This window comes from Paraburkholderia tropica (assembly GCF_900109265.1).
GTDB classification, from domain to species: Bacteria; Pseudomonadota; Gammaproteobacteria; order Burkholderiales; family Burkholderiaceae; genus Paraburkholderia; species Paraburkholderia tropica.
This window is the reverse complement of record NZ_FNZM01000032.1, coordinates 38,933-54,196: the sequence shown is the minus strand read 5'-3', so window position 1 is coordinate 54,196 and position 15,264 is coordinate 38,933. Positions and strand designations below refer to the sequence as shown.

Below are 15,264 nucleotides of genomic sequence, written 5' to 3'. Positions count from 1 at the left end.
GGTAGACCCCATGGCTTATGCATCGCTCGCCACCGGCGTCCTGCTCGCCGCCGGCACGGGATCGCGTTTCGATCCCCAAGGTCTGCGCAACAAGCTGCTCGAACCGCTGCCTGGCGGCGCGTGCGTCGCGCACGAAGCCGCGCATCGTCTGCTGCTCGTCGTGCCCAAGGTGATCGCCGTCGTGCGTCCCGGCGCGGAAGCGCTCGCGCACGCGCTCAACGAGGCAGGCTGCGACGTGGTGTTCGCGCCCGACGCCGTGCGCGGCATGGGCGCGAGTCTGGCGGCGGCCGTCGAAGCCGATACGGAAGGCGAAAGCTGGATCGTCGCGCTCGCGGACATGCCGCGTATCGCCGTGCCCACGATCGAAGCGGTCGCGCGCGAACTGGACGCGGGCGCGCCGCTCGTCGCGCCGTTCCATGACGGCCGGCGCGGACATCCGGTGGGATTCGGCCTCGAACATCGCGCGGCACTGATCGCGCTCGACGGCGACACGGGCGCGCGCGCGTTGCTCAGCACGCAGCCGATCAAACGGATCGACGTCGACGACCCCGGCATTCTGCGCGACGTGGACACGCCCGCCGATCTGCACGGGCTTTAAACGTCAGGCGCGGATTTCGCGCCGGGCGGCGCGTTGAGGAAACGCAAGAAGCTCGGCAAGCGGCTCAGGGACGGCTGGCGTCCGTCGCTGCGTCCGTCGTGGTATCGGCAACTGGGTTCGCGACCGTGTCGGACGCCGCAGCGTCCGCCTTGGCATTCGCATCGCCACCGGACTTCTCCGAGACTGCGGGCGGCGTGTGCACCGAGGCGACCTGCTCGGCTTTCGCGTGCGACGCATGACCAAACAACGTCGGCACGCCGAGCAAACCCAGAACGAACACCACCGCCACTACCGCCGCACCCATACCATCACCTTGCCGATACTGAGGGAGCGCGCTGGCGCTCCCGTTTTGAGGAAGGCTGAAGTTTACGACCGGGTAAGTTTTTGAAAAATGCCGGCAGCATATAAACAGTGTTGATCTGACAGCAATAATCGACACTCAAAACGGCCTGTATCGCACTCAATATGGCAGGTTTGACGAACAATCGCCTGCCGATCGTCTCGTCGCCACACTCGCGCATGCAAATCGCCGCGCCCCGAAACCCCGCCTGAAGGCGCGCCCGAATCTCCACGGCACGCCGCGCCGCGATCAGCTAGGCTATGAGTACGCGCTCCGCGTTCCGTCCACCGCCCGGCCCCGGCCGCGCACGAGGTAGCCGCGATGATCTGCTCGCACACGAACCCGCTTCCCGAACCGCTCGCCGACCCGACGCGCGATCCCGACCGCGACCCGCTCACGCCCCCGCCGCCGGGCCATCACGGCGAAGAACCGCAACGCCCCGACGGTCCGCCGAACAAGGACCCGATCTGAACGGCGGCGCACGCCGCGCCGCTGCGCGTGCGCCCGAACCCAATCGATCAGCCTCCACCACCGCGCACGATCGACCCGATCCGCGTGCTTTCCCGCTTTTATCCCTCGCCTTAGCTTTCACCAAGCTTGCACTCAGGCGCCACGCTCCTTAAAATGCAAACGATTCGTATTTGCAGTCAAGTAGCGGGTAATATTGCATGTCCGCTCTCTTCAGCCGTTTAGCCGAACCACCAACGCATCGTGACCCACTTTCAGACCGAGCCCGTTCCCGCACTCCGCCGGACGCGCCGCGCCGCCGCATGAGACCGCTGCTGGTTCGCCTGCACCGCTGGTTCGGCCTCGGCACGGCGGCATTCCTGTTCATCGCCGGGCTGACCGGCGCGGTGATCGCGTGGGACCACGAACTGGATTCCGCGCTCAACCCGTCCTTCTATCACGCTCACACGCCGGGCACGCCGCTGTCGCCGCTCGAACTCGCGAAGCGCTTCGAGGCCGCCGAGCCGCACGCCGAAGTCACCTTCATGCCGCTCTCGATCGAGCCCGGCACCACCTTCATGGCGCGCGTGAGTCCGCGCACCGATCCGAAGACCGGCGCACCGTATCCGCTCGACTACAACCAGATCGCGCTCGATCCCGTCACTGGCGCCGAACAGGGCCGCCGCATGTGGGGCGCGCCGTCGCTCGCGCGCGAGAACCTGATTCCCTTCCTCTACCAGCTCCACTACACGCTGTTCATGCCGACGAAGATGGGCATCGACTTCAGCGTCTGGACGATGGGCGTGGTGGGCATGGTGTGGCTGCTCGACGGCTTCATCGCCATCGTGCTCGCGTTTCCGAATCTCAAGAGCTGGCGCAAGTCGCTCGCGTTCCGCCTCAAGCGCGGCGGCTACGCGCTCACGTTCGATCTGCACCGCTCGGGCGGCGTGTGGCTCTGGGGTCTGCTGATCGTGGTCGCCGTCACGTCGATTTCGATGAATCTCGGCACGCAGATCGTGCGCCCCGTGGTTTCGGTCTTCTCGACGCTCGCGCCGGACCCGTTCCGCTCGCCCTCGCCCGCCGGCGCGCTGACGCCCGCCCAGGCCGACGCCGCGCGCACGCGCATCGTCGCCGAAGCGGCCGCCATCGGCCGGCGCGAAGGCATCACCGCGCCGCCGGGCGGACTGTTCGCGATGCCGGAGTTCGGCGCCTACGGCGTGGGCTACTACGCAGCGGGCAACGATCACGGCGACGCCGGGCTCGGCAATCCGTGGCTCGTGATCGACGGCCACAACGACGCGATTCTCGGCAGCCAGATTCCCGGTCGCGGCAGCGCGGGCGACATCTTCATTCAGGCGCAGTTTCCGCTGCACTCGGGCCGTATCGCCGGTTTGCCCGGACGCATCGCGATCAGCTTCACGGGCATCGTCGTGGCGATGCTCAGCGTGACCGGCGTGCTGATCTGGCTGAAGAAAGCGCGCGCGCGCCGCAAATCGTCGAAACAGAGCGTGCCCGTGCGCACGCGCGAACGCACGGCGAGCTGATCGCCGCGTCGATTGCGTCGATCGCGTCGATCGCGGCGCGCGCCGGAAACAAAAAGGCCTTGCAGCGCTTTCACGCTGCAAGGCCTTTTTTTATGGGTCAAAACGAATCGCTAAACGGTCGTCAAGCCTTATTGCGCGATCGCGTCAAACGACGCGAGCAGACGCTCGACGTCGGCGGCATGAATGTCGCCCATCGTCGAGATGCGGAACAGTTCCTTCGACAGACCGCCCTGCCCCGCGTAGATCACGAAGCCGCGCGCCTTGAGCGCGTCGTGCAGCTTCGGATAGTCGATGCCCGCAGGCAGACGGAACGCGCGCAGCACCACCGACGACTCGTCCTTCGGCAGCACGCAGTCCATGCCGCGCGCGGCGAGACCGGCGCGCACCTGCTCCGAAAGCGCCGCGTAACGCGCGTGACGCGCCTTCCAGCCGCCTTCGTCCGCCAGCTCGCGCAGCGCCTCGACCAACGCGTAATACGCGTGCACCGACGGCGTGAACGGCGTGTTGCGCTGATCCTGCAGCGTCGCGAGACGCTTGAGATCGAGGTAGTACGTGCGGCTCGCGGCCGTGCCGAGCGCCGCGCGGCGCACGATCACGAAGGCCGCGCCGGGCACGCCGTGCAGGCACTTGTTCGCGGTCGCCGCCACGGCGGCGATGCTCGTGTCGTCGAAATCGATCGCTTCGGAACCGAAGCTGCTCACGCCGTCGACGAGCATCTGCACGCCGCGCGCGCGGCACGCTTCGCCCAGCGCGCGCAGATCGTTCAGACGGCCCGTGGTGGTCTCGTGATGAATGATCGCGACGTGCGTGAACGACTGGTCGGCGTCGAGCGCGGCGGTGATGCGCGCGAGATCGGGCGCCCGCATCCACTCGTGCTTCACGACTTCGTGCGCGATGCCATACTGCGTGGCGATCGCGGTGATGCGCTCGCCGTACACGCCGTTTTCGACGATCAGCAGCTTGCCGTTCGCGGGCACGAGCGAGGCGATCATGCTCTCGACCGCGGCCGTGCCGGAACCGGTCATGAGCACCGCCTGCCACTGCGCGGGATCGAGATCGTAGACGCCGACGAGACGCGTGCGCGCCTCTTCCTGTACGTCGAAGAACTCGCTTTCGCGATGGCACAGATCTTCCTGCAGCAGGCTGCGGCGCACGCGTTCGGTGAGCGTGACCGGGCCGGGATTGAGCAACAGCATCGGCGATTCCTTATTGAGCGGCGTTGACGGCAGCCGCAGCCTCGGCGCCGATATGGCGCATGAGACGCGACTTGACGTCGGGCGGCGTGATGGTCGGGCGCGGCAGGCCGTCGGGCGTGCCGCGCTTGATCGTCAGGCGTACGAAGCGTGCGCCGGCGACGCCGTTCGCACCCGTCGCGCGTTCGCGCGCCGCTTCCAGCACGGCGTCGAGCGTGGCGAGTTCGTCGCCTTCCACGGCGTCGGCGTAACCGCAAGCGGCCGCCACGTTCGCGAACGACACCTGTTGCGCGACGGTGGCCTGGCCGCCCGTCGAATCGTGCGCGCCGTTGTCGAGCAGCACGTGCGTGAGGTTCGACGGACCGTAGGCGCCGAGCGTCGCGAAGTTGCCCATGCGCATGAGCGCGGCGCCGTCACCGTCGAGCGCGACCACGTTCAGATCCGGACGCGCCAGTGCGAGGCCGAGCGCGAACGAGCTGACGCAACCCATCGAGCCGACCATGTACAACTGGTTCGAGCGGTCGTCGATCGCGTAGAGTTCGCGGCCGCAGAAGCCCGTCGACGCCACCACCACCGTCGATTCGGCGGGCGTGGCCGCGATCACGCGTTCGAGCGCCTGCTGGCGCGTCGGCAGATCGTCGTAGCCCACGCCCGCGAATTTCGACTGCGCCACCGGCAGCGCGTGCTTCGCCGGCATCGAGCCGCCGCCCTTCAGTTCGAACGGCGCGACGCTGCCCTTTTGCATCACGAGCGCGTACGGGCGACCCGTTTCGTCCATGTGGCGGATGGCGCGTTCGAGCACGGGCGCGATCTGGTCGGCCTCGGTCGGGAACAGCTCCCAGGGCACGTCCATCGTGTCGAGCATCTGCGGCGTGACCGGACCCATCAGCGCGTGCTGCGGTTCGTCGGACACGCCGGGCTGGCCGCGCCACGTCACGATCAGCAGTTGCGGCAGACGGAAGGTCCACGTGAGCGAGGTGAGCGGGCTCACCGCGTTGCCGAGACCCGAGTTCTGCATCATGGCGATGCCGCGCTTGCCCGCGAGCGCGACGCCCGCGATCAGCGCCACGGCGTCGCCCTCGTTGGCCGAGCTCACGTAATGCAGCGACTCGTCCTGCAGCACGTAATTGATGAACGGCGTGAGGAACGAGCACGGCACGCCCGCATACCATTCGAAGCCGCGCGCGCGCGCCGCTTCGACGAACTGTGCCGCTTCGATCATGCCTTCGCCTCCGGCGACGAGCCCGCGTCGCTGCCGATCGGCGTCTGCGCGTGCGCGAAGTCGCCCGCGCGGCGGAAATCTTCGAGGTCGTTCACGCCGCGCCAGTGGCCGCGCACGTATTGCACTTCGATCTTCTCGCCGTCGGCGATCAGCGCGTTGAGCAGCGCCGGCATGTCGAGCGTGTCGAAGTCGGCTTGCGTCTGCAGTTGCGCGAGCTTGTTCTTGAGCTTCTCACGGCCCGCGCCGCGCACGTTCATCAGACCGATCCAGCGGCCCGCGGGCGCCACGCCCTGAGATGCCTGATCCGACGACACACGTTGCAGATACGTCTTGTTGCCGAACAGGCCACGGTCGTCGCCCGACGAGCACCACGCGAAATCGCGCACGCTCGCGTTTTCCGTTTCCGGCGACGAGTCGATCACCACGCTGAATTCGGCTTCGCTTTCGACGAGGTCGCGCAGGATGTAGCTGCGGAACAGCAGATCGCCGTACGAGATCACAGTGTCGTTCTTGAGCGCGTCGACGGCGCACGCGAGCGACGCCAGCTCGTTGGTCTGCGCGTAGCGCTCGTTGCGCGCGAGCTTGATGCCCGCCGTGTCGATCGCCTCGGCCTTGTAGCCGCCCACGACCGTGATGTCGTTGACCGCTTCCTTCTTGAACGCGTCGACGAGCCAGCGCAGCAGCGGCTTGCCCGCGACCGGCAGCATGACCTTCGGCTTGTCTTCGGTCACGGCGTCGAGACCCGATCCGCGGCTCGCCGCCAGCACGATCGCCGAACCGGCCGAACGCGTGGTCGAGAGATAGCGGTTCTCGGCTTCCGAGTATTCGTCGGCGTCCTGCAGACGGAAGATCTCGTTGACGGTCGCGATGCGGTCTTCCACGTCGACGAGCGTCTGCGTTTCGTAGATCGTGCGGGTGACGGCCTGCATCGCCGAAACCGCCGCGCGGATCTGATGGTTCGCCCAGATCACCGTGCTGATGCCCGCCTTGCGGAACACGTCGGTCGGCGTGCTGTAGTACTTGGTCGGCACGATCACGAGCGGACCGCGGCCGGCCCATTCGCGCGCGAACGTGAGGATCTCGTCAGGTTTCGAGAGCTTGCTGTGGATGAGGATCGCGTCCGCGCCCGCGAGGCGATACGCTTCGGCGCGCTTGAGCGCTTCGTCCATGCCCCAGCCTGCGATCAGCGCCTCGACGCGCGCCACGATCGAGAAGTTCTCGTCGGTCTGCGAGTCCTTGCCGGCCTTGATCTTGCCGCAGAATTCGTCGATGTCGGCGAGCGGTTGCGCTTCGCCGCCGATGAAGCTGTTGGTCTTCGGGAACACCTTGTCTTCGATACAGACGCCGGCGATGCCGCGCTGTTCGAGCTTGCGCACGAGGCGGCGCACGTTGTTGAAGTTGCCGTAGCCGGTGTCGCCGTCCAGCAGGATCGGCAGGTCGCTCGCGTCGGCCATGAACTCGAGGTTGTCGACCACCTGGGTCCAACTCGCCTCGTTGTTGTCGCGCACGCCGAACTGCGCGGAGATCGAGAGGCCCGAGCCCCAGATCGCCTTGAAACCTGCTTCGCGCGCGATGCGTGCGGACAGGCCGTTGTGCGCTTCCATCAGGAATTCGAGTTCGTTGCTGACCAGCATCTGACGCAGCCGTGCGCTGCGCGATGCCGGAACCAGTGCGGGTTCGCGTGCGTTCATCGTGTAACTCCAGTGGACGTCGCGTGGGCGCCGGGTTGGCCCGCGCCGCGCGCGTCGCATCGTTGGGAAATGACTTTTCTGGCCTGGGCGCCGCTTGTCGCGTGCTGCTTGCGTGCTGCTTGCGTGCTGCTTTGCATGCTTGTCGCGTGCTTGCCTGCGTGCGCTTTGCGTTGCTTCGCGCGGTGCTCGGTGCGTTGCGGATTGCCGTACTGCTTCGCTTGCGGGCGACTTGCTTTTCGCTTGCTAAACACCGACGTGCCGCTTGCGAATCGCCCGCTATTCCGGAAGCGAAGCGCGAATAAGAATCGATCCTGAACCCGCGAATATGAACCGCAACCGTCGCGGTAACAGACTCGGGACACACACCGGAACGCACTCGTTCGCAGCCCCTACGACAACGGCGCGACACCCGCATGACAAGGGCAGCCTTGAGCCGAAGCCGCGACTATAACGGAAATGATTATTGCTTGCCCCCGAATCCCGCCAGAAGTGGCAAATCATGGAGTTGCTGTGAAATTTGTGGCTTTTAAGCGCGAATTACGGCGTTTTTTGCACTCATGGGGATAGCGCTCGCCAGGCGTCTACATCGCGTGTGCATATGCACGTCGCGGTGCCCATCACTGTGCGCATCAACGTCTTGTTTTGTATGAGGAAACGGCTCGACTGAGGGTTCGCCCTGACTCGCCCGCGCGTTCGAAAACGCCGTTAACACGCACAGGCAGAGCGCTCGCAACGACGCGCGCGACGCCCTAAGCAACACTCGATTCATTGCACCGTGCCAAGCCCCCGAACCATCCGACAGACGATGACGCTCAACACCAAACTCCGCTCGATGATCACGATCCTCTGGATCGGCCTGCTGCTGATCGTGGCCTTCGGCGCATGGCAAAGCCGCGACTCCATGATCCGCGAACGGCGCGCGCAACTGACGACGCTCGTCGACGAAGCGAGCAGCATCGCGAACTACTACTACGGCCTCTCGCAACGCAACGCGATGCCCGAAGCCGAGGCGCAAAAACAGGCGCTCGCCGTGATCGGCTCGATCCGCTACGGCAGCGACGGCTATCTGAGCATCAACAACTCGCAGGCCGTGATGCTGATGCATCCGATCAAGCCCGAACTCAACGGCAAGCTGCTTTCCGGTTTCGCCGATCCCGCGGGCAAGCACGTGTTCACCGCGCTGTCCGAAGCGGCGAATCAGCCCGGCGGCGGTTTCGTCGATTACCTCTGGGCCAAGCCCGGCCATAGCGAGCCCGTGCCGAAACTCAGCTACGGCAACCGCTTCGCGCCGTGGGACTGGGTGATCGTGACCGGCATGTATATGGACGACGTGAGCGCCGCGTTCTACGGCAGCCTCGTGCGCTGGCTGCTCGTGACCTTCCTGCTCGGCGGCATCGCGACCGTGGTGATGGTGTTCGTCGTGCGCAGCGTGCGCGGCAGCATCGGCGGCGAACTCGAAACGGCCGTGGAGACGGCCAACCGCATCGCGCAGGGCGACCTGACTTCGCGCGTCGAAACGCACGGCACCCACGCGCAGAGCCTGATGCGCGCGCTCGCGACCATGCAGGGCGCGCTCGTGCAGACCGTGGCGCGCGTGCGCAGCGGCGCGGAGAACATCAACGTGGGCGCGAACGAGATCGCCGCGGGCAACACCGATCTCTCGCAGCGCACCGAGCAACAGGCCGCCGCGCTCGTGCAGACCGCGTCGAGCATGGACGAGATGACGTCCAACGTGCGTCAGAACGCGGACAGCGCGCAGCACGCCGCCACGCTCGCGAGCGAAGCCGCCGAAGTGGCGACGCGCGGCAGCAGCGTCGTCGACGACGTGGTGCGCACGATGGGCGCGATCACGACCAGCTCGCAGCAGATCGGCGACATCATCGGCGTGATCGACGGCATCGCGTTCCAGACCAATATTCTCGCGCTGAACGCCGCCGTCGAAGCGGCGCGCGCGGGCGAACAGGGCCGCGGGTTCGCGGTGGTCGCGTCGGAAGTGCGCAGCCTTGCGCAGCGCTCGGCCGCGGCCGCGAAGGAGATCAAGACGCTGATCGAGCAATCGACGGGCACGGTCGCCGAAGGCCAGCAACTCGTGACCAGCGCGGGCACGACGATGGGCGAGATCGTGCAGTCGGTGCGGCGCGTGCACGAGATTCTCGAAGAGATCAGCCACGCGTCGCGCGAGCAGAGCGCCGGCATCGAACAGGTCAACCGAGCGGTGGGCGAAATGGATCAGGTAACGCAGCAGAACGCCGCGCTGGTCGAAGAAGCCGCCGCCGCCGCGCATTCGCTCAAGGATCAGGTGACGGGGCTGCGCGAGGCGATTGCGAGTTTCAGGTTGCCGGTGGCGGCTTGAGCGTCTCCGTCTGACCGTGTGATCGCCGATGCCCGGGCGCGCCTCGCGCCACGCGGACATCGGCGCCCCCCGCCTCCGGTCCCCGCCTCCGCCCCCGCCTTCGCGCGCACTTTCCCTGCGCCGCATCACACCCCGCGCGTCCGCGCACTGGCACGCAAATTTCAATTAAATTACACACAGTTTACAATGCCATTCGACTGACACCCGACAGACGCACCTCGCCCTCCGATGATCCGCTCGAGAAGACCGCCGCGCGACCCGCACGCCACCGCGACCCGCCATCCGATGCTGGCGTCTAAGCTGCCCGCCTGGCGTTCGAAGCTCATCGTGTTCATCACGTTTTCCGCGTTCGCGGCGCTCGCGGGCCGCGCGCTCTGGGTACAGGTCGTCAATCACGATTTCTACGTCAAGCAGGGGCAAAAGCGCTATCAGCGCACGCTCGAACTCGACGCCATGCGCGGGCGCATCGTCGACCGCAACGGCGCGATTCTCGCCGTCAGCCTCGAAACCTTCGAGATCTGGGCGAATCCGAAAATCCTCGACGCAGCCGCCTGGTCGCCGCTCGCGAAACTGCTCGACATGCCGCTCGCGGAACTGCGCCGCCGGCTCGCCGGCGACCGCTCGTTCGTACTGCTCAAGCGCCAGGTCGACGCCGACACCGCCGCGCATATCGACGAAATGGCCACCGGCGGCATCACGCTCATCGCCGACTCGAAGCGCTATTACCCCGAGGGCGAATCGGCCGCGCACGTGGTCGGCTTCACCGACGTGGAAGACGCGGGCCAGGAAGGGGTGGAACTCGCCGCCGAAGCGCGTCTGCGCGGCACGCCGGGCCAGCGCGAAGTGATCCGCGACCGGCTCGGGCGCGTGATTTCCGAGCCGAGCGAACGCGTGCAGCCGAAGAACGGCGAGACGGTGCAGCTCACGGTAGACCGCCGCGTGCAGCAGCTCGCCTACACGCAGCTCAAGGCGGCCGTGGCGAAAAATCACGCGGAAGCGGGCAGCGTCGTGGTGCTCGACGCGCAGAACGGCGAGATTCTCGCGCTCGCGAACTGGCCGTCGTTCGATCCGAACAACCGCGCGCGCCTCACCGGCAAGCAGTTGCGCAACCGCGCCGTGATCGACACCTTCGAGCCGGGTTCGACGATCAAGCCCGTGGTCGCCGCGCTCTCGATGGATCTGCGCAAGGTCAACGCCAACACCATCGTCGACACCTCGCCGGGCACGTATCGCATCGGGCCCGCCGTGATTCACGACACCTCGAATCACGGCCGCATGACGGTGGCCGAGGCGATCCAGAAGTCGAGCAACATCGCGCTCGCGAAGATCGCGCTGAACCTGCCCGCGCAGACCATCTGGAACAAGTATCAGGAATACGAGCTTGGCGTGCGGCCCGAAGTGACGTTTCCGGGCGCGGCGGCCGGACGTGTGCGGCCGTGGGCGCGCTGGCGTCCGATCGAGCAGGCGACGATGGCCTATGGCTATGGCCTCTCGGCATCGCTGCTGCAGATCGCGCAGGTCTACACGGCCTATGCGGGCGACGGCACGATGTATCCCGCGAAGCTGCTGCGCGGCGCGCCCGTGACCGCCACCAACGCGCCGCGCGCGGTCACCACGCCGGCCACGGCGGCGGCGCTGCGCAAGATGCTGGAAATGGCGACGACGGAAGGCGGCACGGGCCGCGCCGCCAACGTCGAGGGCTATCGCGTCGGCGGCAAGACCGGCACCGCGCGCAAGCAGATCGGCGCCGGCTACGCGAAGAACCGCTATCGCGCGCTGTTCGTCGGCATGGCGCCGATGAGCGCGCCGCGCGTGATCGTCGCCGTGATGATCGACGATCCGGCGGGCCGCTCGTACTATGGCGGCACCGTCGCGGGCCCGGTGTTCGCGGGCGTCACGCAGGGCACGCTGCAACTGATGGGCGTGCCGCCGGATTTGCAGGCAGCGCCGGCGACACAGTCGCCGCAGTCACGTTAGTGTTGCGCGGAAGCGGCGGGCGCCGCCACGCGCGTGCCCGTCTGTCCGGCCTGCGCCGGTTCCGCGCCATAGCCCGCTTGAGCGGCTCGATCCGCTGAATCCACTTCGGCCACGCTCTGCACCCGCGGCTGCGCCTGCGCAACACGCGCCTCTTCGGCACGCTTCGCTTCGAGGCGGACCATCGCGGCTTCGATATCGTTCGGGTAATTCGCGTTGCTGGCCTGCGACGGGTTATAGCCCACCGATTCCAGGTCCTTCAGTTCCTGCAGCACTTGCGCGCGCGTCACCGGACCGTTCTGGATGGACTGCGCGAACGCGATCGCCGGCGCAATCGCCATCATCGAAACCAGCGCCGTGCGTAGCATTGCGTTCTTCACCTTGCTCTCCTGTGTCAATCGATGCGCCCAGTCTACGCAGCAAGCGCCCGCGTAAAAACGCACCGCACAGGGGAGGACTGTTCCAGTCCGCGAAAGACTGGAGAGAATTTCCGGCGTAGGGGCGCGAACGGCGCGCACGCTGCGTCGTCAGATCTGATCGCGCCCGAACGCGCGCAAGGCGTCGAGATTCACCACGTCGACGCGGTTGTACGCCAGCGTGACGAGCCCCGCGCGTTCGAGCGTCTGCAAAGCCTGATTGACGCGCTGACGCGACGCGCCCGCCAGCATGCCGATCTCTTCCTGCGAGATTTCCAGCGCGCGGCCCGTCTCCGGATAGAGATCGGGATTGAACATCTGCGCGAGCGCCTGGGCGATCCGCGCATCGACATCGAGCAAGCGGCTGTTCTGGATCAGCCCGATAAATTCGCCCATGCGGTTATTCAACTGATGGATGACGAAGCGGTTGAACGGCAGGCTGCTGTCCATGAGGCGATGAAACGTGTCGGCGGGCACCGCCATGACGAGCGACGGCTGCAGCGCGATGACGTCGTATTTGCGCGGCTCGCGCTTGATCACGCTGCCCTCGCCGAACCAGCCGCCGTGCGGCACGCCCGAAAACGTGCAGCCGCGACCCGAGGCGTTGAAGATGGCGAGCTTCACGAGCCCGCTGCTCACGCCCAGCCAGTACGCCGAAGGCGCCTCGCGCGCGGCCACGGTCGCGCCCGCCGCCCAGCTCTGCGCGTGCGAGGTGTCGAGCACCCACGCGCGGTGTTCGGCGTCGAGCGAACGGAACCACGCGAAGCGCTCGAACAGCGCCGCGAGCCGCGCGGCGTCGCGCGCATCGATGCGGCCCGCGGCGGCGGCAGCGGCTTGGTCCGGAGGCATAATGGGCTGCGTCATGGCGCTCACCTTGAAATAGATCATTGCGCGCGGCCGCTCTGTCGCGCCAGCGACAGACTCGCGCGCGCGGTCCTGCTACGTTAGCGCGAATCATACCGATAAACCGTCAATCCGCACGGGCCGACAGGCCGTCGCCATGCACGTCGCTTTGCACAGCACGTCGACCCGCGCGCAGACAGGAGACAGCGCCATGTTGCATCCGTACGAAGACGGCCTCGCGCCGCGCGAAGCCAATTACGTCCCGCTCACGCCGATCGATTTCATCGCGCGCGCCGCCGAGGTCTACGGCGACCGGCTCGCGATGGTCCACGGCAGCGTGCGCCGCAACTGGCGCGACACTTACGCACGCACGCGCCGCCTCGCGAGCGCGCTCCAGCGCGCGGGCATCGGCCGCGGCGACACCGTTGCCGTGCTGCTGCCCAACATTCCCGCGATGGTCGAAGCCCACTTCGGCGTGCCGATGCTGGGCGCGGTGCTCAACACGCTCAACACGCGGCTCGACGTCGCGACCATGCTGTTCATGCTGCGTCACGGCGAGGCCAAGGCGCTGATCGTCGATACGGAATACGCCGCGCTCGCGCAACGCGCGGCGCTCGCATTTCCCGAACTGAAAATCATCACGGTCGCCGACGTGGCGCCCGCCGACCCCGAGCATTTCCCGCGCGCGATCGACTACGAGACCTTCCTCGAACAGGGCGATCCCGAGTTCGCGTGGCAGTTGCCCGCCAACGAATGGGACGCCATCGCGCTCAACTACACCTCGGGCACGACGGGCGATCCGAAGGGCGTGGTCTATCACCATCGCGGCGCGTATCTGAACGCGCTCAGCAACATCCTCGAATGGGATTTGCCGAAGCACGCCGTCTATCTGTGGACGCTGCCGCTCTTTCACTGCAACGGCTGGTGTTTCGCGTGGACGATTGCGGCGCGCGCGGGCGTGAACGTGTGTCTGCGCAAGTTCGACGCGAAACTCGTGTTCGACCTGATCCGCACCGAAGGCGTCACGCATTATTGCGGCGCGCCCATCGTGCAGGGCGCGCTCGCGGATGCGCCCGCCGAGTATCGCGAAGGCATCGCGCACACGGTGCGCACGATGGTGGCGGGCGCGCCGCCGCCGCCGGCCGTCATCGCGAAGATGAAGCAGATCGGCATCGAACTCACGCACGTCTACGGGCTCACCGACGTCTATGGGCCCGCGTCGGTGTGCGCCGTGCAGGACGCGTGGAAGTCGCTGCCCGACGACGAGCAGGCGCGCCTCGCCGCGCGTCAGGGCGTGCGCTATCACCTGCAGGCGGGCGTGAGCGTGCTCAACCCCACGACGATGGAACCCGTGCCCAACGACGGCGAAACGCTCGGCGAGATCATGTTCCGCGGCAACATCTGCATGAAGGGCTATCTGAAGAACGAGCGCGCCACCGAAGAAGCGTTTCGCGGCGGCTGGTTCCATACGGGCGATCTCGGCGTGATGACGCCCGACGGTTACGTGCGCATCACCGACCGCAGCAAGGACATCATCATCTCGGGCGGCGAAAACATTTCGAGCATCGAAGTGGAGGACACGCTGTATCGCCATCCGGCGGTCGCGCTGGCCGCTGTCGTCGCGATGCCCGATCCGAAGTGGGGCGAAGTGCCGTGCGCGTTCGTCGAGCTGCGTCCGGGCACGAGCGCGACGGCCGAGGAGATCGTCGCGCATTGCCGGCTGTTTCTCGCCAGCTACAAGGTGCCGCGCGTGGTGAAATTCGGCGAGTTGCCGCGTACCGCGACCGGCAAGATCCAGAAGTACGAGTTGCGCGCAAAGGTGGGATCGCAGAACGCAATCGACTTCGGCAAGACGGAAAAGCCCGCAAAATGAAGGGCTTTTGAAAGATACAGGGCGCGGCGAGAGGCGTCGGACGGCGTCGAAGCCGCGTCGGGTCGCCGTCGAATGTAACGCCTCTTGACAACCTGGCCCTTTGATTACCGCGCGCAATCTTCAGAAAGGCGCGGTAATCCTTTTTGCATCAAGGTTCGACTGTTAAAAGGGCCTATTTCTTATGACAGTTTGAGTGAAACGAAAGCTTACAAGTGGTCACGTTTTCACCGCGCTCCTCTCGCTAAGCTTGGTTCCGTGGTCGAACGCAGCGCAACAACCGATGCGCCGCGACGATGAACCCGAAGAGGAGGAAAGAACATGAACACCAAGAGCTGGAAGACCCCCGCACGTGTCCTCGCGGCTGCACTGCTGGCCGGCGGCGCGCTGATGGGCGCCTCGAGCGCCTTCGCTCAATCCGCCCCGTACGGCCTGCGTGCCGACTCGGCGCCCGAATACGGTCAGCCCCACATGATGCCGGTGGGCGTGCAACTGTCGATCGGCTGGCACGACAACCGTTACTGGGACGGCCACCGCTATTGGGAACATGACGAGTGGATGCACCGTCACCCGCATGATCCGGGTCCGCGCGGTCACGACGACCATCGTCCGCCGCCCCCGCCGCGCTACTAATGCGTGATCTCGCGCGGCTGCCTTCGAGCGCCGCGCGACGGACTTACGCTAAGCCGGACCGCCGAGGCCGGTCTCTTCGAAAGAGAGACCGGCCTCGGCGCATTTCTCCCCTCGCCGGGGCGCTTTCGCGCCATTTTCGG

Annotated in this window: 13 protein-coding genes; 7 read left to right on the top strand and 6 right to left on the bottom strand. The window is 66.5% G+C overall.

Annotation, left to right across the window (positions count from 1 at the left end):
- The first annotated feature begins 10 nt into the window (after window positions 1-10).
- Window positions 11-598: a nucleotidyltransferase family protein gene (locus BMY06_RS35430; protein ID WP_065063323.1), complete on the top strand. Its 588-nt coding sequence runs from the start codon at window positions 11-13 to the stop codon at window positions 596-598.
- A gap of 64 nt (window positions 599-662) precedes the next feature.
- Here BMY06_RS35430 and BMY06_RS35425 read toward each other — a convergent pair whose 3' ends face one another.
- Complete coding sequence (locus tag BMY06_RS35425; protein WP_065063325.1) at window positions 663-902, bottom strand: hypothetical protein; 240 nt, start codon at window positions 900-902, stop codon at window positions 663-665.
- A gap of 357 nt (window positions 903-1,259) precedes the next feature.
- Here BMY06_RS35425 and BMY06_RS39815 point away from each other — a divergent pair, with 357 nt between their 5' ends.
- Window positions 1,260-1,409 carry a hypothetical protein gene (locus BMY06_RS39815; protein ID WP_167371434.1) on the top strand — a complete coding sequence of 50 codons (150 nt, stop codon included), beginning with the start codon at window positions 1,260-1,262 and terminating at the stop codon, window positions 1,407-1,409.
- A gap of 299 nt (window positions 1,410-1,708) precedes the next feature.
- Complete coding sequence (locus BMY06_RS35420; RefSeq protein ID WP_065063327.1) at window positions 1,709-2,929, top strand: PepSY-associated TM helix domain-containing protein; 1,221 nt, start codon at window positions 1,709-1,711, stop codon at window positions 2,927-2,929.
- Window positions 2,930-3,057: 128 nt separating this feature from the next.
- Here BMY06_RS35420 and BMY06_RS35415 read toward each other — a convergent pair whose 3' ends face one another.
- The 3 genes from BMY06_RS35415 to aepX are packed head-to-tail and all read right to left on the bottom strand — an operon-like array spanning window position 3,058 to window position 7,035.
- Window positions 3,058-4,125: a 2-aminoethylphosphonate aminotransferase gene (locus tag BMY06_RS35415; protein WP_074987521.1), complete on the bottom strand. Its 1,068-nt coding sequence runs from the start codon at window positions 4,123-4,125 to the stop codon at window positions 3,058-3,060.
- 10 nt (window positions 4,126-4,135) lie between these two features.
- On the bottom strand, window positions 4,136-5,344 hold the full coding sequence (gene aepY, locus BMY06_RS35410) for a phosphonopyruvate decarboxylase (protein WP_074987520.1): 1,209 nt from the start codon (window positions 5,342-5,344) through the stop codon (window positions 4,136-4,138).
- On the bottom strand, window positions 5,341-7,035 hold the full coding sequence (aepX, locus tag BMY06_RS35405; protein WP_065063333.1) for a phosphoenolpyruvate mutase: 1,695 nt from the start codon (window positions 7,033-7,035) through the stop codon (window positions 5,341-5,343). Before aepX ends, aepY begins: the two co-directional genes overlap by 4 nt.
- 805 nt (window positions 7,036-7,840) lie before the next feature.
- On the opposite strand from aepX, the gene BMY06_RS35400 reads away from it, so the two are divergent.
- Together BMY06_RS35400 and BMY06_RS35395 are read left to right on the top strand one after the other, a co-directional pair.
- Complete coding sequence (locus BMY06_RS35400) at window positions 7,841-9,388, top strand: methyl-accepting chemotaxis protein (RefSeq protein WP_074987519.1); 1,548 nt, start codon at window positions 7,841-7,843, stop codon at window positions 9,386-9,388.
- A gap of 285 nt (window positions 9,389-9,673) precedes the next feature.
- Window positions 9,674-11,365, top strand: coding sequence for a peptidoglycan D,D-transpeptidase FtsI family protein (locus BMY06_RS35395; protein ID WP_373681716.1), 1,692 nt, complete (start codon window positions 9,674-9,676; stop codon window positions 11,363-11,365).
- Here BMY06_RS35395 and BMY06_RS35390 read toward each other — a convergent pair.
- Both BMY06_RS35390 and BMY06_RS35385 read right to left on the bottom strand, forming a co-directional pair.
- Window positions 11,362-11,742 carry a DUF4148 domain-containing protein gene (locus tag BMY06_RS35390; RefSeq protein WP_244144336.1) on the bottom strand — a complete coding sequence of 127 codons (381 nt, stop codon included), beginning with the start codon at window positions 11,740-11,742 and terminating at the stop codon, window positions 11,362-11,364. The two genes, BMY06_RS35395 and BMY06_RS35390, sit on opposite strands and share 4 nt — an antisense overlap.
- A gap of 147 nt (window positions 11,743-11,889) precedes the next feature.
- Window positions 11,890-12,666, bottom strand: coding sequence for a Crp/Fnr family transcriptional regulator (locus tag BMY06_RS35385; protein WP_080180672.1), 777 nt, complete (start codon window positions 12,664-12,666; stop codon window positions 11,890-11,892).
- Between the two features lie 166 nt (window positions 12,667-12,832).
- On the opposite strand from BMY06_RS35385, the gene BMY06_RS35380 reads away from it, so the two are divergent.
- Together BMY06_RS35380 and BMY06_RS35375 are read left to right on the top strand one after the other, a co-directional pair.
- Window positions 12,833-14,494, top strand: coding sequence for an acyl-CoA synthetase (locus BMY06_RS35380; RefSeq protein ID WP_074987517.1), 1,662 nt, complete (start codon window positions 12,833-12,835; stop codon window positions 14,492-14,494).
- A gap of 318 nt (window positions 14,495-14,812) precedes the next feature.
- The gene (locus tag BMY06_RS35375) at window positions 14,813-15,124 is read left to right on the top strand and encodes a hypothetical protein (RefSeq protein ID WP_074987516.1); all 312 of its coding nucleotides are present in this window, start codon (window positions 14,813-14,815) and stop codon (window positions 15,122-15,124) included.
- The last annotated feature ends 140 nt before the right edge of the window (window positions 15,125-15,264 follow it).

Coding starts and splice junctions, on each gene's coding strand:
- BMY06_RS35385 (WP_080180672.1), bottom strand. CDS start 12,666: ATGATCTATTTCAAGGTGAGCGCCATGACGCAGCCCATTATGCCTCCG.
- BMY06_RS35420 (WP_065063327.1), top strand. CDS start 1,709: ATGAGACCGCTGCTGGTTCGCCTGCACCGCTGGTTCGGCCTCGGCACG.
- BMY06_RS35375 (WP_074987516.1), top strand. CDS start 14,813: ATGAACACCAAGAGCTGGAAGACCCCCGCACGTGTCCTCGCGGCTGCA.
- BMY06_RS35395 (WP_373681716.1), top strand. CDS start 9,674: ATGCTGGCGTCTAAGCTGCCCGCCTGGCGTTCGAAGCTCATCGTGTTC.
- BMY06_RS39815 (WP_167371434.1), top strand. CDS start 1,260: ATGATCTGCTCGCACACGAACCCGCTTCCCGAACCGCTCGCCGACCCG.
- aepY (WP_074987520.1), bottom strand. CDS start 5,344: ATGATCGAAGCGGCACAGTTCGTCGAAGCGGCGCGCGCGCGCGGCTTC.
- BMY06_RS35415 (WP_074987521.1), bottom strand. CDS start 4,125: ATGCTGTTGCTCAATCCCGGCCCGGTCACGCTCACCGAACGCGTGCGC.
- BMY06_RS35380 (WP_074987517.1), top strand. CDS start 12,833: ATGTTGCATCCGTACGAAGACGGCCTCGCGCCGCGCGAAGCCAATTAC.
- BMY06_RS35400 (WP_074987519.1), top strand. CDS start 7,841: ATGACGCTCAACACCAAACTCCGCTCGATGATCACGATCCTCTGGATC.
- BMY06_RS35430 (WP_065063323.1), top strand. CDS start 11: ATGGCTTATGCATCGCTCGCCACCGGCGTCCTGCTCGCCGCCGGCACG.
- BMY06_RS35425 (WP_065063325.1), bottom strand. CDS start 902: ATGGGTGCGGCGGTAGTGGCGGTGGTGTTCGTTCTGGGTTTGCTCGGC.
- aepX (WP_065063333.1), bottom strand. CDS start 7,035: ATGAACGCACGCGAACCCGCACTGGTTCCGGCATCGCGCAGCGCACGG.